The 20,297-nt window shown below is 71.2% G+C and carries 18 protein-coding genes and 1 tRNA gene; 11 read left to right on the forward strand and 8 right to left on the reverse strand.

All coding sequences use genetic code 11. The features are described 5' to 3' along the window. Window positions 1-69: 69 nt before the first annotated feature. The 3 genes from alaS to MOJ79_RS05695 are packed head-to-tail and all read right to left on the reverse strand — an operon-like array spanning window position 70 to window position 3,395. Entirely contained in the window at window positions 70-2,700 is a 2,631-nt protein-coding gene (gene alaS / locus MOJ79_RS05685) for an alanine--tRNA ligase (protein ID WP_241923257.1), read from the reverse strand. Window positions 2,701-2,706: 6 nt separating this feature from the next. Beyond that, entirely contained in the window at window positions 2,707-3,150 is a 444-nt protein-coding gene (locus MOJ79_RS05690) for a type II toxin-antitoxin system VapC family toxin (RefSeq protein WP_241923383.1), read from the reverse strand. 2 nt (window positions 3,151-3,152) lie between these two features. Next, complete coding sequence (locus MOJ79_RS05695) at window positions 3,153-3,395, reverse strand: type II toxin-antitoxin system Phd/YefM family antitoxin (RefSeq protein ID WP_119291016.1); 243 nt, start codon at window positions 3,393-3,395, stop codon at window positions 3,153-3,155. A 125-nt stretch (window positions 3,396-3,520) separates the two neighbouring features. Here MOJ79_RS05695 and MOJ79_RS05700 point away from each other — a divergent pair, with 125 nt between their 5' ends. From MOJ79_RS05700 to MOJ79_RS05710, 3 genes are read left to right on the forward strand one after another with little or no spacing between them, the layout of a single operon-like run. Further along, window positions 3,521-4,255, forward strand: a complete 735-nt coding sequence (locus MOJ79_RS05700; RefSeq protein WP_241923258.1) for an SIMPL domain-containing protein — start codon at window positions 3,521-3,523, stop codon at window positions 4,253-4,255. A gap of 34 nt (window positions 4,256-4,289) precedes the next feature. Then, window positions 4,290-5,768: an NAD-dependent succinate-semialdehyde dehydrogenase gene (locus tag MOJ79_RS05705; protein ID WP_241923259.1), complete on the forward strand. Its 1,479-nt coding sequence runs from the start codon at window positions 4,290-4,292 to the stop codon at window positions 5,766-5,768. After that, window positions 5,765-6,838, forward strand: a complete 1,074-nt coding sequence (locus MOJ79_RS05710; protein ID WP_241923260.1) for an FkbM family methyltransferase — start codon at window positions 5,765-5,767, stop codon at window positions 6,836-6,838. Before MOJ79_RS05705 ends, MOJ79_RS05710 begins: the two co-directional genes overlap by 4 nt. Before the next feature lie 19 nt (window positions 6,839-6,857). On the opposite strand, the gene MOJ79_RS05715 is transcribed toward MOJ79_RS05710, so the two are convergent. Next, window positions 6,858-7,787 (reverse strand): GGDEF domain-containing protein, encoded by a 930-nt coding sequence (locus tag MOJ79_RS05715; RefSeq protein ID WP_241923261.1) that lies wholly within the window; start codon window positions 7,785-7,787, stop codon window positions 6,858-6,860. Between the two features lie 71 nt (window positions 7,788-7,858). Next, a tRNA-Gly gene (locus MOJ79_RS05720) sits at window positions 7,859-7,932 on the reverse strand. 65 nt (window positions 7,933-7,997) lie between these two features. Between MOJ79_RS05720 and MOJ79_RS05725 the strand changes: the two genes are divergently transcribed. Together MOJ79_RS05725 and trmB are read left to right on the forward strand one after the other, a co-directional pair. Then, window positions 7,998-8,483, forward strand: coding sequence for an LEA type 2 family protein (locus MOJ79_RS05725; protein ID WP_241923262.1), 486 nt, complete (start codon window positions 7,998-8,000; stop codon window positions 8,481-8,483). A 74-nt stretch (window positions 8,484-8,557) separates the two neighbouring features. After that, window positions 8,558-9,268, forward strand: a complete 711-nt coding sequence (trmB, locus tag MOJ79_RS05730) for a tRNA (guanosine(46)-N7)-methyltransferase TrmB (RefSeq protein WP_241923263.1) — start codon at window positions 8,558-8,560, stop codon at window positions 9,266-9,268. Between the two features lie 97 nt (window positions 9,269-9,365). Here the strand turns inward: trmB and MOJ79_RS05735 are convergent, their stop codons facing one another. Continuing rightward, window positions 9,366-10,223 carry an undecaprenyl-diphosphate phosphatase gene (locus MOJ79_RS05735; protein WP_241923264.1) on the reverse strand — a complete coding sequence of 286 codons (858 nt, stop codon included), beginning with the start codon at window positions 10,221-10,223 and terminating at the stop codon, window positions 9,366-9,368. A 126-nt stretch (window positions 10,224-10,349) separates the two neighbouring features. Between MOJ79_RS05735 and MOJ79_RS05740 the strand changes: the two genes are divergently transcribed. The 5 genes from MOJ79_RS05740 to MOJ79_RS05760 all read left to right on the forward strand — a co-directional run bounded on the left by MOJ79_RS05740 (window position 10,350) and on the right by MOJ79_RS05760 (window position 17,546). Further along, on the forward strand, window positions 10,350-11,033 hold the full coding sequence (locus tag MOJ79_RS05740) for a TetR/AcrR family transcriptional regulator (protein WP_241923265.1): 684 nt from the start codon (window positions 10,350-10,352) through the stop codon (window positions 11,031-11,033). Continuing rightward, window positions 11,030-12,229: an efflux RND transporter periplasmic adaptor subunit gene (locus MOJ79_RS05745; RefSeq protein ID WP_241923266.1), complete on the forward strand. Its 1,200-nt coding sequence runs from the start codon at window positions 11,030-11,032 to the stop codon at window positions 12,227-12,229. Before MOJ79_RS05740 ends, MOJ79_RS05745 begins: the two co-directional genes overlap by 4 nt. A 15-nt stretch (window positions 12,230-12,244) precedes the next feature. Next, a complete protein-coding gene (locus MOJ79_RS05750; RefSeq protein ID WP_241923267.1) occupies window positions 12,245-15,388 on the forward strand; it encodes an efflux RND transporter permease subunit in 3,144 nt (1,047 codons plus the stop codon). Window positions 15,389-15,430: 42 nt separating this feature from the next. Next, window positions 15,431-16,096 carry a protein-L-isoaspartate O-methyltransferase family protein gene (locus MOJ79_RS05755; RefSeq protein WP_241923268.1) on the forward strand — a complete coding sequence of 222 codons (666 nt, stop codon included), beginning with the start codon at window positions 15,431-15,433 and terminating at the stop codon, window positions 16,094-16,096. An 82-nt stretch (window positions 16,097-16,178) separates the two neighbouring features. Continuing rightward, a complete protein-coding gene (locus tag MOJ79_RS05760) occupies window positions 16,179-17,546 on the forward strand; it encodes a TolC family outer membrane protein (protein WP_241923269.1) in 1,368 nt (455 codons plus the stop codon). Window positions 17,547-17,639: 93 nt separating this feature from the next. Here MOJ79_RS05760 and MOJ79_RS05765 read toward each other — a convergent pair whose 3' ends face one another. Then, entirely contained in the window at window positions 17,640-18,254 is a 615-nt protein-coding gene (locus tag MOJ79_RS05765) for a hypothetical protein (RefSeq protein ID WP_241923270.1), read from the reverse strand. A 73-nt stretch (window positions 18,255-18,327) separates the two neighbouring features. Beyond that, the gene (locus tag MOJ79_RS05770; RefSeq protein ID WP_241923271.1) at window positions 18,328-18,999 is read right to left on the reverse strand and encodes a glycosyltransferase; all 672 of its coding nucleotides are present in this window, start codon (window positions 18,997-18,999) and stop codon (window positions 18,328-18,330) included. Between the two features lie 206 nt (window positions 19,000-19,205). Here MOJ79_RS05770 and MOJ79_RS05775 point away from each other — a divergent pair, with 206 nt between their 5' ends. Further along, window positions 19,206-20,294 (forward strand): hypothetical protein, encoded by a 1,089-nt coding sequence (locus MOJ79_RS05775; RefSeq protein WP_241923272.1) that lies wholly within the window; start codon window positions 19,206-19,208, stop codon window positions 20,292-20,294. The last annotated feature ends 3 nt before the right edge of the window (window positions 20,295-20,297 follow it).

A 20,297-nucleotide genomic window follows, 5' to 3' on the forward strand; every position in this document is an offset into this window, starting at 1 on the left:
TGCTCGGCACGGCCGATGACGGCGCGATGACCGCGCCGCGTCGGCCGCGTGACGGCGTGGCCGGTCGCCCTACACGCGCTCGCCGACCCAGCCGGCGACGGACGCCAGCGCGCGCGGCAGCGCGGCGGCATCCGTTCCGCCGGCCATCGCCAGGTCGGGCTTGCCGCCGCCCTTGCCGCCGACTTGCTGCGCGACGAAATTGACGAGCTCGCCGGCCTTGACCTTGCCCGTGCGGTCGGCCGTCACGCCGGCGGCGAGCTGCACCTTGCCGCCGTCGACCGTGGCCAGCACGATCGCGGCGGTCTTGAGCTTGTCCTTGAGCTTGTCGAGCGTCTCGCGCAGCGTCTTCGCATCGGCGCCGTCGAGCGTCGCGGCGAGCACCTTGACGCCCTTGACGTCGACGGCCTGCGCGACGAGTTCGTCGCCCTGCGCGCTGGCAAGCCGGCCCTTGAGCGCCGCGACCTCCTTCTCGAGCGCACGCACGTGCTCGAGCACGGCCGCGACGCGCTGCGGCGCCTCGGCCGGCGCGACCTTCAGCGCGGCGGCCACGCCGTCGAGCGTCGCCTCGAGCCGCTGCAGGTACGCGAGCGCGCGGTCGCCCGCGACGGCCTCGACGCGGCGCACGCCGGCGGCGACGCCGGTTTCCATCACGATCTTGAACAGGCCGATGTCGCCGGTGCGCGCGACGTGCGTGCCGCCGCACAGCTCGCGGCTCGAGCCGATGTCGAGCACGCGCACCGTCTCGCCGTACTTCTCGCCGAACAGCATCACCGCGCCCATCTTCTGCGCCTCGTCCAGCGGCACGACGCGCGCCTGCGTCGCCGCGTTGGCGAGGATCTCGGCGTTGACCAGCGCCTCGACCTGCGCGATCTGCTGCGGCGTCATCGGCGCCGGGTGGCTGAAGTCGAAGCGCGTGTGCTCGTCGTTGACGAGCGAGCCCTTCTGCTGCACGTGGCCGCCGAGCACCTCGCGCAGCGCCTTGTGCATCAGGTGCGTGACGCTGTGGTGGCGCATGGTGCGCGCGCGCCGCTCGGCGTCCACGCGCGCGACGAACACGTCGCCGAGCTCGACCTCGCCCTCGACGATGCGGCCCTGGTGGCCGTGCACGCTGGCCTGCACCTTGACGGTGTCGTCGACGACGACGCGCGAGCGCGCGTTGCGCAGCTCGCCGCGGTCGCCGACCTGGCCGCCGCTCTCGGCGTAGAACGGCGTGTGGTCGAGTACGACGACGACGTCGTCGCCCGCGCGCGCCTTCACGACCGGCGTGCCATCGACGTACAGCGCGACGACCTTGCTGTGTTCGCACACCAGGTGCTCGTAGCCGTGGAACGCGGTCGCGTCGCCGGTGTATTCGAGCCCCTGCGCCATCTTGAACTTGGCCGCCGCCCTCGCCTGCTCGCGCTGGCGGTTCATCGCGGCGTGGAAGCCCGCCTCGTCGACCGTCACGCCGCGCTCGCGGCACACGTCGGCCGTCAGGTCGAGCGGGAAGCCGTAGGTGTCGTGCAGCTTGAATGCGAGCTCGCCGTCGAGCTGCTTCGTGCCGCGCGAGAGCTCGCCCTCGAGGATCTCCATCCCGTTGGCGATGGTCTGGAAGAAGCGCTCCTCCTCCTGCTTGAGCACGTCGGTGATGCGCACAAGGTCGCGCCGCAGCTCGGGGTAGGCGTCGCCCATCTCGGCGGCGAGCGGCGCCACCAGCGTGTGGAAGAAGGGCCTGCGCGCGCCGAGCTTGTAGCCGTGGCGGATCGCGCGCCGCGCAATGCGGCGCAGCACGTAGCCGCGGCCCTCGTTGCCGGGGATCACGCCGTCGGCGACCGTGAAGCTGCACGCGCGGATGTGGTCGGCGATGACCTTCAGGCTCGGCGTCTGCAGGTCGGCCACCCTCGGGCCGCCGGCGGCCTGCACGGCGTCGCGCGTGGCCGCGAGCAGGTTCGCGAACAGGTCGATCTCGTAGTTGCTGTGCACGTGCTGCAGCACCGCGGCCAGCCGCTCGAGACCCATGCCGGTGTCCACGCTCGGCTTGGGCAGGCGGTGCATCTGGCCGTCTTCGGTGCGGTTGAACTGCATGAAGACGTTGTTCCAGATCTCGATGTAGCGGTCGCCGTCGGCGTCGGGCGACCCCGGCGGGCCGCCGGCGACCTCGGGACCGTGGTCGTAGAAGATCTCGCTGCACGGCCCGCACGGGCCGGTGTCGCCCATCATCCAGAAGTTGTCGCTCTGGTAGCGGCCGCCCTTGTTGTCGCCGATGCGCACGACGCGTTCGGCGGGCAGGCCGATGACCTTGACCCAGATGTCGTACGCCTCGTCGTCCTCGGCGTAGACGGTCGCCCACAGGCGGTCGGCCGGCAGCTTGAAGTGCTCGGTCAGCAGCTCCCACGCGTAGACGAGCGCATCGCGCTTGAAGTAGTCGCCGAAGCTGAAGTTGCCCAGCATCTCGAAGAACGTGTGGTGGCGCGCCGTGTAGCCGACGTTTTCGAGGTCGTTGTGCTTGCCGCCGGCGCGGATGCACTTCTGCGCGGTCGCGGCGCGCGTGTACGGCCGCTTGTCGAAGCCGAGGAACACGTCCTTGAACTGGTTCATCCCGGCGTTGGTGAACAGCAGCGTCGGGTCGTCGCCGGGCACCACCGGGCTCGAAGGCACGATGGTGTGACCCTTGGACTCGAAGAACTTGAGGAACGTGGAGCGGATCTCGGCGGCTTTCATCGTCGGTCAGCGGGTCGAAGGTTCGAATTGAAGGTGGGCGAGGTAGATCGGCACGCCGATGCGGCGCGCGGTGTCGGCGAGCTGGCGGTCCCTGGTCGCCAGCGGCAGGCGCTGCTGCAGCGCCGCGTCGAGGTAGCAGGCATCGTAGGCGCAAAGGCCCCAGTCGGCCGCGCGCTGCGCCCAGTGGCGCGCGTCGGCGGCAAGCGGCAGCACCCGCAGACCGACGACGCGGATGCGGTCCCAGCTGTCGTCGATCGCATCGGGCGTGATCCGCCCTGCACGCAGCGCGCGCGACAGAATGTTGCCCATCTCGAGGTGCCACAGTGCCGGCACGAAGGCCTGTGCCTCGTCGAGCGACTGCCATACGGCGATCGAGTACGCGTCCTGCTCGTCCTCGAAGAAGGCGCCGAGCGCGACCGAACTGTCGAGCACGAACCCGCCCGCCGGCATGCTCACCGGCGGCCCTCGTCGCGCAGCGCCTTCCAGTCGAGGCCGAGCCGACGGCCGCGCGCCGAGCGCAGCAGCGCGTCGACCGCGGCGCGCCGCGCGGCCGCGTCGGGCTCCGTGCTGCCGACCGGCACCAGCTTGGCCACAGGCTTGTTGTGACGCGTGATCACGACCTCCTCGCCGCGCTCGGCGCGCGCGATCAGTTCCGACAGGTGCGTCTTGGCCTCGAACAGCCCCACCGTTTCCATCGCTCGCCTTCCAGCCGATTGCATGTCACGCTGTTGGTTGAATCAACCAAATTCTAGCCCGCCATCGGCGAGTCAGGTGGCTGCGGTGTAATCGGGTTCCGTTTCGACGACCCGTGTCCCACCCGATGAACGACGCGCCGCTCGCCCGCATGGTCGCCGCGCTGCTGCTGGCGGCGGGGCTGATGTTGGCCGGCTTCCTCGTCGGCACCGGGCTCGAGCGTTTTCGCATGGCCGACCGCTCCGTCACCGTCAAGGGGCTGGCCGAGAAGGACGTCGAGAGCGACTTCGCGACCTGGACGCTGGCGTTCCGCCGCGGCGGCAACGAGTTCGGCGCGGTGCAGAAGGCGCTCGCCGACGACCGCGACCGCGTCGTCGAGTTCCTGCGCGCGCAGGGCTTCGCCGACACCGAGATCGAGGTGCGCCCGCTGCAGGTGCAGGACCTGTTCGCGCGCGAGTACGCGCAGGGCAACCAGCCGCTGCGCTTCAACGGCGTCGGCCGCGTCGTCGTCAAGACGGCGCGCGTGGCCGCCGTCGAGGCCGCGGCGCTCGCCGTCGACCCTCTGATCCAGGCCGGCGTGCAGCTGACCGGCAACGACGACGGCCCCGGCGGCCCCGGCCCACGCTACCAGCTGCGCGGCTTCAACGACGTCAAGGCGCCGCTGCTCGCCGAGGCCACGCGCAACGCGCGCGAGCAGGCGCTCAAGTTCGCCGGCGAGGCCGGTGCACAGCTCGGCAAGCTGAAGAACGCCAACCAAGGCGTGATCACGATCAGCGGCAGCGACGGCCAGGGCTTCGACGACGGCAGCTCGCGCACGAAGCGGCTGCGCGTGGTCAGCACCTTCGAGTACGAGCTGCGCTGACCAAACTGCGCTGAACGGAATCCAGGAGACTCCGATGGACATGAAGACTTCCCCGCTGTCGACGCTCGCCGACGCGACGCTGCTGAAGACCGACGCGCTGATCGACGGCGCGTGGGTCGGCGGCGGTGCGCGCTTTGCCGTCACCGACCCGGCCACCGGGCTGAAGCTCGCCGATGTCGCCAACTGCGGGCCGGCCGACGCCGAGGCGGCGATCGCCGCCGCCAACCGCGCCTGGCCGGCGTGGCGCGCGAAGACGGCCAAGGAGCGCGCGGCGATCCTGATGCAGTGGTTCCGCCTGCTGCACCAGCACGCCGACGACCTCGCACGCATCATGACCGCCGAGCAGGGCAAGCCGCTGGCCGAGGCCAGGGGCGAAGTCGTCTACGGCGCGAGCTTCGTCGAGTGGTTCGCCGAAGAAGCCAAGCGCATCTACGGCGAGACGATCCCGACCACCGACCCCGCCAAGCGCTACCTCGTGATCAAGCAGCCGATCGGCGTGTGCGCCGCGATCACGCCGTGGAACTTCCCGATCGCGATGATCACGCGCAAGGTCGCGCCGGCGCTGGCTGCCGGCTGCCCCGTCGTCATCAAGCCGGCCGAGCAGACGCCGCTGTCGGCGCTCGCGGCGGCCGAGCTCGCGCAGCGCGCCGGCATGCCCGCCGGCGTGCTCAACGTGCTCAGCGCCGACAGCGCGAACTCGATCGCGATCGGCAAGGTGCTGTGCGCGAGCGACGTCGTTCGGCACCTGAGCTTCACCGGCTCGACCGAGGTCGGCCGCATCCTCGCCGCACAGTGCGCGCCGACGATCAAGAAGATCAGCCTCGAGCTCGGCGGCAACGCGCCGTTCATCGTGTTCGACGACGCCGACCTCGACAGCGCCGTCGAAGGCGCGATGATCAGCAAGTACCGCAACGCCGGCCAGACCTGCGTGTGCGCGAACCGGCTGTACGTGCAAGCCGGCGTCTACGACGCCTTCGTCGCCAAGCTCGCCGAGCGCTCGAAGTCGATCAAGGTCGGCAGCGGCTTCGAGGCCGGCGTCACGCAGGGCCCGCTGATCGACGACCACGCGATCGCGAAGGTCGAAGCCCACGTGGCCGACGCCGTCGCGAAGGGCGCGAAGGTCGTCGTCGGCGGCACGCGCATCGGCGAGCGCTTCTACACCCCCACCGTGCTCGCCGACGTCACCAGCGAGATGCTGTGCGCGAAGGAGGAGACCTTCGGCCCCGTGGCGCCGGTGTTCCGCTTCGAGACCGAGGCCGAGGCGATCGCGCTCGCGAACGCGACCGAGTTCGGGCTGGCGAGCTACTTCTACAGCCGCGACATCGGGCGCATCTTCCGCGTCGCCGAGGCGCTCGAGTACGGCATGGTCGGCATCAACACCGGGCTGATCTCGACCGCCGAGGTGCCGTTCGGCGGCGTCAAGCAGTCGGGCCTCGGGCGCGAGGGCTCGCACCACGGCATCGACGACTACGTCGAGATCAAGTACCTCTGCCTCGGCGACCTGAACCGTTGAACGCGCCCGACATCGTCGAGATCGCCGGTGTCAAGCTCGAGGTCGGCGACGACCTCGACCCCGCGGTGCGCGAGGCGATGCGCACCGGCACCTACGAGGCGCCCGAGCTGCGCGCGCTGGCGGCCACCTTGCAGCCCGACGACGTCGTGCTCGAGCTGGGCACCGGCGTCGGGCTGCTGTCGACGTTCTGCGCGCAGCGCATCGGCAGCGACCGCGTGCACACGTTCGAGGCCAACCCCGAGCTCGAGCCGCGCATCCGCACGACGTACCGGCTCAACGGCGTCGCGCCGCAGCTGCAGATGTGCATGCTCGGTGAGCGCGAGGGCGTGCGTCCGTTCTACCTGCACGACGCGTTCTGGGCCTCGTCGGCCGAGCCCGGTGCCGGCGCGACGCGCGTCGTCGAGGTGCCGGTGCGTCCGCTCAACGCCGTGATCGAGCGCCTGCGCCCGACCCTGCTCGTGATGGACATCGAGGGCGGCGAGCACGCGCTGCTGCCGATCATGGACCTGCGGCCGTTCACGCGCATCGTCACCGAGCTGCACGAGCGCCAGCTCGGCCGCGAGCGCACGCGCGCGATGATCGAGCGGCTGTACGCCGCGGGCTTTCGCATCCGGCGCGACCTGTCGGCGTGGGAGGTCGTCTGCCTCGAGCGCACCGGCGACGAGGACCCCGCGCGCCACGTCGCGCTCGACGAGGTGTTCGACAGCGCGTGGCGGCTCGGCGACCACTGGGCCGCCGAATGCTTCGACGAGCTGATGGCCGTCGTGCCGCCCGGCAGCCGCTACGCGCTGATCGACGACGACGCGTGGGGCAGTCTGCAGGTGCTGCCGCGGCGCACGCGCGTGCCCTTCGTCGAACACGACGGCGAATACGGCGGCGCGCCGGCCGACGACGCCGCGGCGCTGGCCGAGCTCGAGCGCCAGCGTGCGCAGGGGCTGCAGTTCGTCGTCGTCGCCGCCGCGTGCGACTGGTGGCTGCAGCTGTACCCGCGCTTCGCGCAGCGGCTGCGCGCCGCCGGGCCGCGCGCGGTGCACGACGACGGGCGCTTCGTCGCGTTCGACCTGCGCTGATCGCGCGGCCGCCCGCCACTCAGAAGGCCGGCGGCAGCTCGTCGTTGGCCGCCGTCGCGGCACCGCGCTCGACGCGGTTCGCGAAACCGGCGCGCCCGACGCTCGCCGCCGCGGTGGCCTGGCCGATCGCGCGGCGCAGCAGCGAGTCGGCGTCGCGCCCGTGCTCGGGGTAGTCGCCGATGCCGACGCTGACGGCCAGCGTCGCCGTCGTGCCGGCCACCGTGAACGGCTGCTGCAGCGCGGTGACGAGCTTGTCGGCCACCAGCCGGCTCGACGCGTGCTCGTCGATCCACGCCAGCAGCACCGCAAACGTGTCGCTGCCCAGCGCCGCGACGACGTCGCTCGCGCGCAGGCCCGCACGCAGCCGCACCGCGGCCTTGCGCCGCAGCACGTTGGCCGCCTCGACGCCGAGGTTGCCCGCCACGGTGGCCAGCCCCTCGATGCGCAGCACCAGCAGCGCCATCGGCGCCGGTTCGCGCTCGCGCAGCGCGAGCAGGTGCGTCATGTGCTCGAGCAGCTGCGCGTGGTTCGGCAGGCCGCTGGCGAGGTCGGTCGCGTAGGCCTTGCGCGCCGCACGCTCGATCGCCTTGCGCTCGATGCCCAGCCGCAGCGAGCGCGCCAGCGTCAGCGCGCTGGCCTCGGCGTGGGCCAGCACGTCCTGCACGCCGCGCTCGAGCAGCGGCACCGCCAGCGACGGCGTCACGACGGGCACCGCGACGACGACGGCGGCGTCGAGCGTCGCGTGCGACAGCGCGCTCCAGTGCAGCAGCCGCTGCGCGTCGCCGTCGGTGGCCGGCGCCAGGCACAGCGCGTCGACGTGGCGCTCGCGCAGCGCGGCCGCGGCCGCGTCGAGGTCGGCGCAGGCGTGCACTTCGAACGGCCCCCACGGCGACGACGACAGGTCGGCCGTGTGGCCGACGCGCAGCAGTTGGTACGGTGTGGTGTTCATGCGCGCTCCCCGCGGCCGGCGCCACGGTGGCACCGCAACGATGAGGGCCGCACGCGGCGGCCCTCGACATCTGGAGCGGGTGAAGGGAATCGAACCCTCGTATGAAGCTTGGGAAGCTTCCGTTCTGCCATTGAACTACACCCGCAAGCCATGCAAGTGTAGCGCGGCCGGGCGCTAGACTGCCGCATGGATCACCCCCGGAGACCGTCGATGGACAGGCGCAGCTGGTGTCGCCGCAGCATGGCCGCCGTGGCCGCGTTCGCGCTGGCCGGCCTCGGCGGCTGTGCCGGTGTGCTCGGCCGCGAGCCGCTGCGCGTGAACCTGGTCGGCGTCGAGCCGCTGCCCGGCGAGGGGCTGGAGATGCGCCTTGCGGTCAAGCTGCGCGTGCAGAACCCGAACGAGGTGCCGCTCGAGTTCCAGGGGGTGTCGCTCGACCTCGACGTCGGCGGCCAGTCGTTCGCGTTCGGCGTGAGCCCCGAGCGCGGTCAGGTGCCCGCCTTCGGCGAGACAGTGCTGACGGTGCCGGCCTCGGTGTCGGCCTGGGCCGTGGTGCGCCAGGTCATCGGCCTGGCCAGCGGCGAGCGGCGGCGCTTCGACGTGCGCCTGCGCGGGCGCATGCACGGCCCGGGAATCGGCGGCGCGCCGTTCGAGTCGACCGCCGAGATCGAACTGCCGGCCTCGCTGCTCGGGCGCTGACGCGCCGCTTCGCCGGCGCGGCGACAATGCGCGCCCCGCGCGCTCCCCACGCGCGACCGCAGCAGCCCGCCCCGATGACGACGCCCGACGACGCCCCCCCGCCCCGCAACGGCCCGCCGCGCGCGGTGCGCAGCTTCGTGCTGCGCGGCGGGCGCATCGGCAGCGGCCAGCAGCGCGCGCTGGCCGAGCTGGGGCCGCGCTTCGTGCTGCCGTACACGGCCGCGCCGCTCGATGCCGCCGCCGTGTTCGGCCGCCGCGCGCCGCTGGTCGTCGAGATCGGCTTCGGCATGGGCGACGCGACGGCGCAGATTGCCGCCGCGATGCCCGACCACGACTTCCTCGGCATCGAGGTGCACGTGGCCGGCGTCGGTGCGCTGCTCAAGCGCATCGGCGAACGGGGCCTGACCAACGTGCGCATCGTGCAGCACGACGCCGTCGAGGTGCTGCGCACGATGATCGCGCCGGGCACGCTGGCCGGCGTGCACGTGTTCTTCCCCGACCCGTGGCCGAAGAAGCGCCACCACAAGCGGCGGCTGATCCAGCCACCGTTCGTCGCGCTGCTCGCCGAGCGGCTCGCACCCGGCGGCTACCTGCACTGCGCGACCGACTGGCAGCCCTACGCCGAGCAGATGCTCGAGGTCCTCGCGGCCGAGCCGCGGCTCGTCAACACCGCCGACGGCTACGCGCCGCGCCCCGCCTGGCGCCCGCTGACCAAGTTCGAGGCGCGCGGCCTCAAGCTCGGCCACGGCGTGTGGGACCTGGTGTTCCGGCGGCGGGCGGACTGACGCGCCGACCCACCCCGATCGCCGCGCCACCGGGCTGGCGCAGCACATCCTGCCGCGCCACGATCGGCGCGGGACGCATCGATCCCCTCCCGCGCGATCACCCCGTCCACTCGACCCAGCCGGTCCACGCCGTCAGCAGCACGATGCCACCGAACACGATGCGGTACCACGCGAACGGCACGAAGTCGTGCGTCGACACGTAGCGGATCAGCCAGCGGATGCACACGAGCGCGGCGACGAACGACACCACGGTGCCGACAGCGAACATCGGCAGGTCGTCCCAGCGCAGCAGATCGCGCTGCTTCCACACCGAGTACGCGCCCGCGCCCATCAGCGTCGGGATGCCGAGGTAGAAGCTGAACTCGGTGGCCGCCTTGCGCGAGAAGCCGAGCACCAGCGCGCCGATGATCGTCGCCCCCGAGCGGCTGGTGCCCGGGATCAGCGCCAGGCACTGCAGCAGCCCCACCTTCAGCGCGTCCAGCGGCGTCATGTCGTCGACGGTCTCGACGCGCGCGCGGCGCCCGCCTTCGAGGTCGCGCGCACCGTACAGCCGTTTGTGGCGCGCCTCGACCCACAGGATCACGAAGCCACCGGCGACCAGCGCCACCGCCACCGGCACCGGGTGGAACAGGTGCTGCTTGATCCAGCCGCCGAACGCGAGCCCGAACACGACCGCGGGCAGGAAAGCGACCAGCACGTTCAGCGCGAAGCGCTGCGCGACCGGGTCGTGGGTCAGCCCGGTGACCGTCGCCATCAGGCGGCGCCGGTACTCCCACACGACCGACAGCATCGCGCCGGTCTGGATCGCGATGTCGAACGTCTTGGCCGACTCGCCGTGGAAGCCGATCAGCGACGCGGTCAGGATCAGGTGGCCGGTCGACGAGATCGGCAGGAACTCGGTCAGCCCCTCGACCAGCCCCATCACGGCGGCCTTGGCCAACAGCATCCAGTCCACGTGCGCTCCCGAGTTCGGCAAAGCGGGCGATGATAGCCAGCGGCGCGCCCGCGCCGGCGCGCGGCACGCGCATTGACCCGGCCCGCCTCGCGCGGGTACATTACTGACCAGTCGGTCAGTAAATCCATGCCTTCCAGCGAAACCCTCGTCCCCGCCGCCCACGCGCCGGCGCGCCAGCGCCGCAAGGACGCCCGCCCGGCCGAGCTGCTCGACGCCGCGCTCGCGCTGTTCGTCGAGAAAGGCTTCGCGCTGACGCGCGCCGAGGAGGTCGCCGCGCGCGCCGGCGTCTCCAAGGGCACGCTGTACCTGTACTACGCGAGCAAGGAAGAGCTGCTCAAGGCAGTGATCCGCGAGCGGCTGTCGGCCGAGATCGAGGCCGGCGCCGAGCAGCTCGAGCGCTACGCCGGCCCCACCGCCGAGCTGATGCGCCAGGTCCTGATCCCGTGGTGGCAGCGGCTGCTCGACAGCCCGACGTCGGGCGTGTTCAAGCTCGTGATCACCGAGGTGCGCAACTTCCCCGACATCGCCGAGTTCTACGCGCGCGAGGTCATCGAGCCGGGCACGCGGCTGATCGCGCGCATCCTCGAGCGCGGCATCGCGCGCGGCGAGTTCCGCGCCGTCGACGTGCCCACCGCGGTGCACTCGCTGGTGCTGCCGATGATCATGCTGTGCCTGCACAAGCACACGTTGAGCGCCTGCGGCTGCGCGCCGCGCGGCATCGAGCCGGCGCGCTTCATCCGCGACCACGTCGAGCTGATGCTGCAGGGGCTGCTGGTGCAGCCGCCGCCGGCCGCGGAGCGCCGGCGATGAACGCGTGGCTTCGTCGCGGCGCGGTGGTCGCCGTGGTCGGCGCCGTCGCCGTCGGCGCCGCGCTGTGGGTCAAGACGCGCATCGACGCGCGGCGCGCGGCAGCGGCCGTGGTCGCTGCGCCGGCGGTGGTGCCCGCGCTCGAGCTCGGCGAGCCCGACGTCGTGCGCGTCGCGCGCGTCGAGCTCGCGCGCAGCGTCGACGTCGCCGGCGGGCTGCGCGCCGTCGACACCGCGCTGGTCAAGGCGCGCGTCGCGGGCGAGGTCGTCGCCGTCACGGTGCGCGAAGGCGAGCCGGTGCGCAAGGGCCAGGTGCTGGTGCGCATCGACCCCACCGAGTACGACTGGCGCGTGCGGCAGGCCGAGCAGACGGCCGACGCCGCGCGCGCGCAGCTCGACATCGCGCGCCGCACGCTCGACAACAACCGCGCGCTCGTCACGCAGGGCTTCATCTCGCCGACCGCGCTCGACACGTCGCTGGCCAACCACGCCGCCGCACAGGCCAACCTGAACGCGGCGCTGGCGGCCGTCGAGATCGCGCGCAAGGCGCGCGCCGACGCGACGCTGGTCGCGCCGATCGACGGCGTCGTCTCGCAGCGCCTCGTGCAGCCGGGCGAGCGCGTGCCGGTCGACGCGCGGCTGCTCGAGATCGTCGACCCGACGCGCATCGAGCTCGAGGCGGCGATCCCGCCGGCCGACGCGGCGGCGCTGCGCGTCGGCGCGCCGGCGCGGCTGCGCGTCGACGGCCTCGCCGAGCCGGTGGCCGCGCGCGTCGCGCGCATCAATCCGGCCGCGCAGGCCGGCTCGCGCGCGGTGCTGGCCTATCTCGCGCTGCCGGCACAGCCCGGCCTGCGCCCGGGCCTCTTCGCGCGCGGCAGCGTCGAGCTCGACCGCCGCGAAGTGCCCGCGGTGCCCGCGTCGGCGCTGCGCATCGACCAGGCGCGCCCGTACGTCGTCGTCGTCGAGGGGCCACCCGACGCCGCACGCGCGGTGCACCGCACGGTGACGCCTGGCGCGCACGGGCGCGTGGCCACGCGCGGGGAGGAGGCCCAGGGCGGCGACGACTGGGTCGAACTCGTCGACGGCCCGGCCGAAGGCACGCTGCTGCTGGCCGGCACCGTCGGCCTCGTGCGCGACGGCACGCCGCTGAAGCTCACGCGCCCCGCCGCCGCGCCGGTGGCGGCCACGCGCCAGCGCTGACCGGGCGGCCCCGCCATGTGGTTCACGCGCGTCTCGATCGCCAACCCGGTGCTGGCGACGATGGTCATGCTGGCCTTCGTCGTGTTCGGGCTGGTCAGCATCCAGCGGCTGAAGGTCGACCAGTTCCCGAACATCGAGTTCCCGACCGTCGTCGTGCAGATCACCTACCCCGGCGCGGCGCCCGAGATCGTCGAGAACGAGGTCACGCGCCGCGTCGAGGAGGCCGTCAACACGATCGCCGGCATCAACCAGCTGTTCTCGCGCAGCTACGAGAGTGCGTCGGTCGTCGTCGTGCAGTTCAACCTCGACGTCGACGGCCGCCGCGCCGCCGACGACGTGCGCGAGAAGCTGTCGCAGGTGCGCCCGCTGCTGCCCGCCGAGGTCGAGGAGCCCAAGGTCTCGCGCTTCGACCCGGCGAGCCGGCCGGTGTGGACCGTGGCGCTGACCTCGCCCGACGGCAGCGTCGACGTGCAGTCGCTGACGACCTGGGCCGACCAGGTGCTGAAGAAGCGGCTCGAGAACGTGCGCGGCGTCGGCGCCGTGACGCTGGTCGGCGGCCTCAAGCGCGAGGTGCACGTCTACATGCGCCCGGCGGCGATGGAGGCCTTGGGCGTCGGCGTCGACCAGGTGGTGGCCGCGCTGCGCACCGAGACGCAGGAGCTGCCCGCCGGCGCGTTGCGCACGCGCGAGGCCGAGCGCGCGGTGCAGGTCGACGCGCGGCTCAAGCGCGTGGCCGACTTCGAGCAGATCATCGTCGCGCGCCGCGGCGGCCAGCCGGTGCGGCTGGCGCAGGTGGCCGACGTCGTCGACGGGCCGCAGGAGGTCGAGAGCCTGGCGCTGCTCGACGGCCGGCGCACGCTGGCGCTCGACGTGCAGAAGAGCCAGGGCGAGAACACGATCGAGGTCGTCGACGGCCTGAACGCCGCGGTGGCGGCGCTGCGCGCCGAGCTGCCGCCGGGCATCGCGCTGGACGTCGTGCGCGACAACTCGCGCCCGATCCGCGTCTCGGTGGCCAACGTGCAGCGCACGCTGATCGAGGGCGCGCTGCTGACGGTGGGCATCGTGTTCCTGTTCCTGAACTCGTGGCGCTCGACCGTCATCACCGGGCTGACGCTGCCGATCGCACTCGTCGGCACGTTCGCCTTCATGCAGCTGTTCGGCTTCTCGATCAACATGGTCACGCTGATGGCGCTGTCGCTGTGCGTGGGCCTGCTGATCGACGACGCGATCGTCGTGCGCGAGAACATCGTGCGCCACGTGCAGATGGGCAAGACGCCGCACGACGCGGCGCTGGACGGCACCAACGAGATCGGGCTGGCGGTGCTGGCCACGACGCTGTCGATCGTCGCCGTGTTCCTGCCGATCGGCTTCATGGGCGGCATCATCGGCAAGTTCTTCCACGAGTTCGGCATCACGATCGTCGCCGCGGTGCTGATCTCGATGTTCGTCAGCTTCACGCTCGACCCGATGCTGTCGTCGGTGTGGCACGACCCGGCCATCGACCGCGAAGGCAAGCCCTTCGTACCCAAGGGCCTGTACGACCATACGCTCGGGCGCCTCACGCACTGGTTCGACCGCGCGCAGCACAGGCTCGGCGACGGTTACGTCGCGCTGCTGGGCTGGTCGCTGAAGCACCGCGTGAAGACGCTGGCCGTCGCGCTCGCGACGATGGTCGGCGCCGTGGCCGCGTTGCCGCACCTGGGCACCGAGTTCGTGCCCAAGGCCGACTACTCGGAGACCTTCGTCACCTTCCACACGCCGGTGGGCTCGTCGATCGAGCTCACGGAGGCACGCGCACGTCAGGTCGACGCGATCGTGCGCGAGATGCCCGAGGTCAAGTACACGCTGACGACGATCAACACCGGCCAGGCGCAGGGGCGCATCTACGCGACGACGTACGTGCGCCTGGTCGACCGCCACGAGCGCAGCCGCAACGTCGACCAGATGTCGGTGCCGCTGCGCGAGCGCCTGGCGCGCGTGCCGGGCATCACCGTGACGCACGTCGGCCTGCTCGACCCGGTGGCCGGCAGCAAGCCGATCTCGCTGTCGGTGCAGGGGCCGGACCTGGCCGAGCTGCGCCGCATCAACGCGCAGCTGCGCGAGCGGCTGGCCGCGGTGCCGGGGCTGGTGGACCTCGACAGCAGCCTGAAGGCCGACCGCCCGACGGTGGCGGTGCAGGTGCGCCGCGAGGCGGCCTCCGACGCCGGCTTGAGCGTCGGTGCGATCACGCAGACGCTGCGGCTGCTCGTGGCCGGCGACGCGGTGACGACCTGGCGCGCGCCCGACGACCACAGCTACGACGTGCGGCTGCAGCTGCACCCGCACGAGCGCCAGTCGGCGGTCGACCTCGCGCGGCTGGGGCTGGTCGCGGGCACGAACAGCGACGGCAGCGCGCGCATCGTGCGGCTGTCGCAGGTGGCCGACGTGCAGCCGGCCAGCGGCGCGAACCAGATCAACCGCCGCGATCTGAACCGCGAGGTCGAGCTCACGGCCAACACCAGCGGTCGCACGCTCGGCGAGGTCTCGGCCGACATCCAGCGCGTACTCGACGCCACGCCGCTGCCGCCGGGCTACACGTACCGCTTTGGCGGCTCGACGCGCGACATGAAGGAGTCGTTCGCCTACGCGGTGCAGGCGCTGGCGATGGCGATCGTCTTCATCTACATGATCCTCGCGTCGCAGTTCCGCAGCTTCGTGCAGCCGCTGGCGCTGATGACGTCGCTGCCACTGACGCTGATCGGCGTCGTCGGCGCGCTGTGGATCTGGGGCTCGACGCTGAACATCTTCTCGATCATCGGCATCGTGATGCTGATGGGGCTGGTGACGAAGAACGCGATCCTGCTGGTGGACTTCGCGATCCGCTCGCGCGAGGCCGGCATGGCGCGCGCCGACGCGCTGCTGCACGCCGCGCGCGTGCGGCTGCGCCCGATCCTGATGACGACGCTGGCGATGGTGTTCGGCATGGTGCCGCTGGCGTTCGCGCTCACCGAGGGCAGCGAGCAGCGCGCGCCGATGGGCCAGGCCGTGATCGGCGGCGTGATCACGTCGAGCCTGCTGACGCTGGTCGTCGTGCCCGTGGTCTACGGCTACCTCGACGACCTCGCGACCTGGGTCAAGACCCGCCTTGCCGGCAGGTCGGCGTCAGCCCGCGCTGCCTAGAATCCGGAGTTGCCCTAAACTTATACCCAGCTAGGTATACAGATGAACGTCGAACAGGCCCGCTTCAACATGATCGAGCAGCAGATCCGCCCATGGGAGGTGCTGGATCAGGGCGTGCTCGACCTGCTCGCGGTCGTGCACCGCGAGGACTTCGTGCCGCCGGCGTACCGCGCGCTGGCCTTCGTCGACATGCAGGTGCCGCTGCGCGAGCAGGGACGCAACGGCCAGTGCATGCTCGAGCCCAAGGTCGAGGCGCGGCTGCTGCAGGAGCTGCAGGTGCGCAAGCACGAGAAGGTGCTCGAGGTGGGCACCGGCTCGGGCTACATGGCGGCGCTGCTGGCGCACCAGGCGCAGCAGGTGCACAGCATCGAGATCGTGCCCGAGCTGGCCGCGATGGCGCGCGAGAACCTCAGGCGCGCCGCGGTGCGCAACGTCACCGTGCACGACGGCGACGGCGCGCGCGGCCTGCCGGGGCAGGCGCCGTTCGACGTCATCGTGCTGTCGGGCTCGGTCGCCGCGGTGCCGCAGGCGCTGCTCGACCAGCTCAAGGTCGGCGGCCGCCTGGCTGCCATCGTCGGCGACGAGCCCGTGATGCGCGCCAGCGTCTATACCCGCACCGGCGAGCGCGAGTTCGGCCACGTCGAGGTGTTCGACACCGTCGCGCCGCGGCTGCTCGGTTTCGACGAGCCGCCGCGCTTCCGCTTCTGACCCCTGCGCACTGGCGTTGCGCCTACCGACCCGCCGCCGCGCGTCCGTCCCCTGCCCGCACCGGACCCACGAGGAACCGCTCATGCCCCGCCGCCCCACCCCCCGCCGACTCACCGCGCTGCTGTTGGCCGCCGGCCTGGGCTTCGGCCTGACGGCCCCGCTGCACGCGCAGACCCTGGCCGAGCTGTTCGAGGCCGCGCGCACCTACGACGCGACCTACCTCGCCGCGCGCGCGCAGGCCGACGCCGCGCAGTACCGCAAGGCGCAGGCCGACGCGCTGGCGCGCCCGACGCTGGGCCTGCAGGCGCAGACGGCGCAGACCTATCGCGACCAGCCGTCGTCGATCCCGTCGGCGGCGGGCAACGACGGCAGCGGCAACGTGACCTCGGCCGCGCTCAGCGGCCGCTACCCGCTGTTCAACCGTGCCAACGACGCGAGCATCGCGCAGGCCGAGCGCGCGCTCGCCGTCGCGCAGGCCGAGCTGACGCTGGCCGAGCAGGACCTGATCGTGCGCCTGTCGCAGGCCTACTTCGATGTGCTGGTGGCCATCGAGACAGTGGCCACCGCGAAGGCGTCGAAGGCGGCAATCGCCGAGCAGCTGGCCGCGGCGCGGCGCAACTTCGAGGTCGGCACCGCGACGATCACTGACACGCGCGAGGCGCAGGCGCGTTTCGACCTCGCGCGCGCGCAGGAGATCTCGGCCGAGAACGACCTGCTCGTCAAGCGCATCGCGCTCGACCAGCTCGTCGGCCGCACCGGCGTGCAGCCGCGGCCGCTGGCGCTGCCGGTTGCGCTGCCGCCCACCGTGCCGGCCGGCATCGACGACTGGGTGGGCCTGGCCGAGAGCGCTCACCCACAGGTCAGGCGCGCCCAGCTCGCGCTCGACGTCGCGACGCTCGAGATCGACAAGGCCCGCGCCGGACGGCTGCCCACCGTCGACGTCGTGGCTTCATGGCAGACCTCGTACAACAGCGGCACCTCGGGGCTGGGCACCTCGCTCGGCCCCTACAGCGGCAGCTTCAACAACGGCCAGATCGGCGTGCAGCTGAACTGGCCGCTGTACACCGGCGGTGCCGTCGACAACCGCATCCGCGAGACGCTGTCGCTGCAGGACAAGGCGCGCAACGACCTCGAGGCCGCACGCCGCGGCGTCGCACAGGCCACGCGCCAGGCCTTCACCGGCCTGAAGTCGGGCGAGGCCGCGGTGGGCGCACTCGAAGCCGCCGAGGCGTCGAGCAAGCTCGCGCTCGAAGCGACACAGACCGGCTACCGCGTCGGCGTGCGCGTCAACCTCGACGTGCTCAACGCGCAGAGCCAGCTCTTCGCGACCCAGCGCGACCTGGCGGCGGCGCGCTACAACGTGCTGCTCGGCACGCTGCGGCTGCGGCAGGCGGCCGGGACGCTGAGTGCGGCGGACTTGGAGGCGGTGAGTCGGTTGCTGCAGCCGTGATCTGCGGGCAAAACGCTGCCCCGTTGATTCATACCGCTGCTGGCGCACGGTCAAGCAGCCTGTCGGTCAAGCCGACCCGCTGCCAGTATTTGCTCAGTACCTGCCCGTCATTCGACGCACGATACGACGCACGCGCCCGATGAGCGTGTCGCGGTAGCGCTTGCGCACGAAGTGATGCGAATGGTCAGGCCCGCCCTTTTTCTGCACCAAGACCCAAAAGCCGTTCTTGACGGGCGTCAGCTGGATGAGATCGAAGTGGGGCAACAGCCTGTCGAGCCACCACGACACCGGCTGCTGGATCAGATGGGCATTGCGACCGTCGGCGAGGACCTTCTTCGCCGGCCCGCAGTGAACGGTGAAAAAGCCCACGGACTGGGTCAACGCGACGAGCTCGGCGATGACGTTGTCCAGCAGCTCGGGCTCGATGTGCTCGAGAACGTCGATGCACGTGACGACCTGTGCGGGAACGGCAGGCCCGTAATCCGGAAACGCCGGATCGTAGGGGTGATAGTCCAGGTCCTTGATCCAGCCGCGCAGTTCACCGCCGAGACGGCATTTGCCGGCCCCGTAGTCGCACAGCGAGCGATAGCCCGTGGCACGCAGGATGTCGCGCACCAGAGGTGCATACTCGAGCGACGCCGAGCCGTACTTCGGATTGCGGTGCAGCAGCTCCTGCTGCTTGCGGTACGCTGCGGAAATCGTCGTCATCGAAGCTCCATAGGCGCGAGCGTGGCATCGTTGCACGCGCCGCTGAGACCCACCGGCGAACCGCGAGCCCGCCTCACACTCCCATGCCCTGCTCGGCCCGCTGGTGACACGCATGCCACACGTCGGCCATGTCGGCATCGTGGTAGTCCTTGAAGCACGGCGTACCCAGCGTGTAGTGCAGCAGTTTGGCGTCGTAGTTGTCCTCGTATTCCGTCGTCAGCCAGTTCCATTCCTTGGGCAGGCTGCCGATCTCGCTGTCGTCGAGCCACGTGAAGCGGTGCAGGAAAGCACCGGTCTGCCCCATCAGGAACTCGGGCGTCAGGATGCGGTGCTTCGGGTGGCCACAGTTCCAAAGCACCAGGCTCGACCAGTTCTTGCGCGGGTAGTTTTGGTTCTTGTTGCCCAGGTACTTCATCGTCGCCTTGGTCTGGTAGTCGTGCTTGACGACCTGCACGGCCTTCGACGCGTCGCGCAACGCCCACAGTTCGGCGATGTCGGCGCGGCAGATCATGTCGCCGTCGGCGAAGATGGCCCAGCCCTCGAAGCCGCACAGGTACGGCGTCAGGAACCGCGAGTAGATGAATGCATTGCTGCCGTCGGTGTGCGTCTCGGTGTAGCCGGGCAGCGACTTGAGCACCAGCGGCGTGAAGCTCACTGGCTGGCTGGTCTGCTCCAGCACACTCTGGCAGAAGGTGTGGAAGGCCACGGCCTCCCGCTGGTCGAAACCGATGAACAGCCGAATCAACACGCTCTCCCGTCGACGCCGTGCGGCACAGGCCAGATCACGCCGCGGACACGCTCGAAACGGCAATGCCAACTTCGGCGTACCCTATGAACTTGATGACTGAAGTTTAGCTCTCCACCGCCCTGCCGGCGCCGCAGCGGGTGACCTGCCGGCGGCTGTCATCTGGCGGGCACCGTGGAGATGCGCTTCGAACCCGACATGCGTCAATGCAAGACTACTTTCTCATCTCGTCGCCGCTGCACTTGTGCCTGGCAGCCAGCATCGCGCTGAAGCATCCCGACCACGAGCGCACCGCCGTCTTCACGTACAAGGACCCGAAGACGTCGGCGCTGTATGCGCGCGCGCTCGAACGCTGCCCCGACGTGTTCTCGCGCATCGTGATCCTCGGCGACGAGAATGCGCGAGGCCGCTGGGCGCGCCAGCGTGTCGTCTACCGGCAGCTCGAGGCGCTGTTCGCTCGACCCACCGAAATGCGCGTGTTCACCGGCAACGACCGCCGGTTCGACTTCCAGTACGCGATGCACGTGGCGACCAAGGCTGGCGCCCGCGTACAGGGCATCTACATCGACGACGGTGCCTCGACCTACATGGGGCAGCGCACGATGCACCGGTTCCACAACCGCTACCTCAAGCCACTGCTGCGCAAGCTCGAGCACGGCTTCTGGCACAAGCACGCCGTCACACAGGGCAGTTCGGCGTGGACCACGGCCGCGTACGTCGCGTTCCCCTCGGAGGTCCACCCGCTGCTTCGTGGCAAGGAGCTGATCGAAGTCGACGTCAGCCCGCTGCGCAGCGAGCGCTTCCAGGCCGTCGTCGAGGGGCTGACGCACGACGCCGCGCAGCTGCGCCGCGTGCTGGCCAGCCTGCGCGTGGTCGTCACGCTGCCGAAGGAGCGTAATTACATCGACGACGACCCGCTGACCTACCAGCGGCTGTGGGAGCAGCTGCGCATGCACTTCGACGCGGCACAGATCGGCATCAAGGCGCACCCCAAATCGACCCGTCTCGACGCGCTAGAGCAGCTGTTCCCGGGCTCGTCGAAGGTCGACGCCGGCATTGGAATGGAGTTCCTGCTGACGATGCTGCCCGACGGCTGCATCGTCATCGGCGACATCTCGTCGACGGTGCTCACGAGCCGCTGGATCCGCCCCGACCTGCCGGTGATCGCGATGCAGCCCGGCGCCGGCATGGCCGCCAACCGCAAGGCGCTGTACGACAAGCTGCGCATCCCGGTCACGGAAGTCGCAGGCATCGGCGCACTGATCGGCCGGATCCTTCAGACGCCGACCCCCTGACAT

Origin of the sequence: Calidifontimicrobium sp. SYSU G02091 (genome assembly GCF_022631395.1) — a bacterium.
In the GTDB taxonomy this organism is placed as follows: domain Bacteria; phylum Pseudomonadota; class Gammaproteobacteria; order Burkholderiales; family Burkholderiaceae_C; genus Calidifontimicrobium; species Calidifontimicrobium sediminis.

What these genes read in the sequence shown, in the direction of transcription:
- alaS (WP_241923257.1), bottom strand. Translation starts at nt 2,700, where the DNA reads ATGAAAGCCGCCGAGATCCGCTCCACGTTCCTCAAGTTCTTCGAGTCC.
- MOJ79_RS05690 (WP_241923383.1), bottom strand. Translation starts at nt 3,150, where the DNA reads ATGCCGGCGGGCGGGTTCGTGCTCGACAGTTCGGTCGCGCTCGGCGCC.
- MOJ79_RS05695 (WP_119291016.1), bottom strand. Translation starts at nt 3,395, where the DNA reads ATGGAAACGGTGGGGCTGTTCGAGGCCAAGACGCACCTGTCGGAACTG.
- MOJ79_RS05700 (WP_241923258.1), top strand. Translation starts at nt 3,521, where the DNA reads ATGAACGACGCGCCGCTCGCCCGCATGGTCGCCGCGCTGCTGCTGGCG.
- MOJ79_RS05705 (WP_241923259.1), top strand. Translation starts at nt 4,290, where the DNA reads ATGGACATGAAGACTTCCCCGCTGTCGACGCTCGCCGACGCGACGCTG.
- MOJ79_RS05715 (WP_241923261.1), bottom strand. Translation starts at nt 7,787, where the DNA reads ATGAACACCACACCGTACCAACTGCTGCGCGTCGGCCACACGGCCGAC.
- MOJ79_RS05725 (WP_241923262.1), top strand. Translation starts at nt 7,998, where the DNA reads ATGGACAGGCGCAGCTGGTGTCGCCGCAGCATGGCCGCCGTGGCCGCG.
- trmB (WP_241923263.1), top strand. Translation starts at nt 8,558, where the DNA reads ATGACGACGCCCGACGACGCCCCCCCGCCCCGCAACGGCCCGCCGCGC.
- MOJ79_RS05740 (WP_241923265.1), top strand. Translation starts at nt 10,350, where the DNA reads ATGCCTTCCAGCGAAACCCTCGTCCCCGCCGCCCACGCGCCGGCGCGC.
- MOJ79_RS05745 (WP_241923266.1), top strand. Translation starts at nt 11,030, where the DNA reads ATGAACGCGTGGCTTCGTCGCGGCGCGGTGGTCGCCGTGGTCGGCGCC.
- MOJ79_RS05750 (WP_241923267.1), top strand. Translation starts at nt 12,245, where the DNA reads ATGTGGTTCACGCGCGTCTCGATCGCCAACCCGGTGCTGGCGACGATG.
- MOJ79_RS05755 (WP_241923268.1), top strand. Translation starts at nt 15,431, where the DNA reads ATGAACGTCGAACAGGCCCGCTTCAACATGATCGAGCAGCAGATCCGC.
- MOJ79_RS05760 (WP_241923269.1), top strand. Translation starts at nt 16,179, where the DNA reads ATGCCCCGCCGCCCCACCCCCCGCCGACTCACCGCGCTGCTGTTGGCC.
- MOJ79_RS05765 (WP_241923270.1), bottom strand. Translation starts at nt 18,254, where the DNA reads ATGACGACGATTTCCGCAGCGTACCGCAAGCAGCAGGAGCTGCTGCAC.
- MOJ79_RS05775 (WP_241923272.1), top strand. Translation starts at nt 19,206, where the DNA reads ATGCAAGACTACTTTCTCATCTCGTCGCCGCTGCACTTGTGCCTGGCA.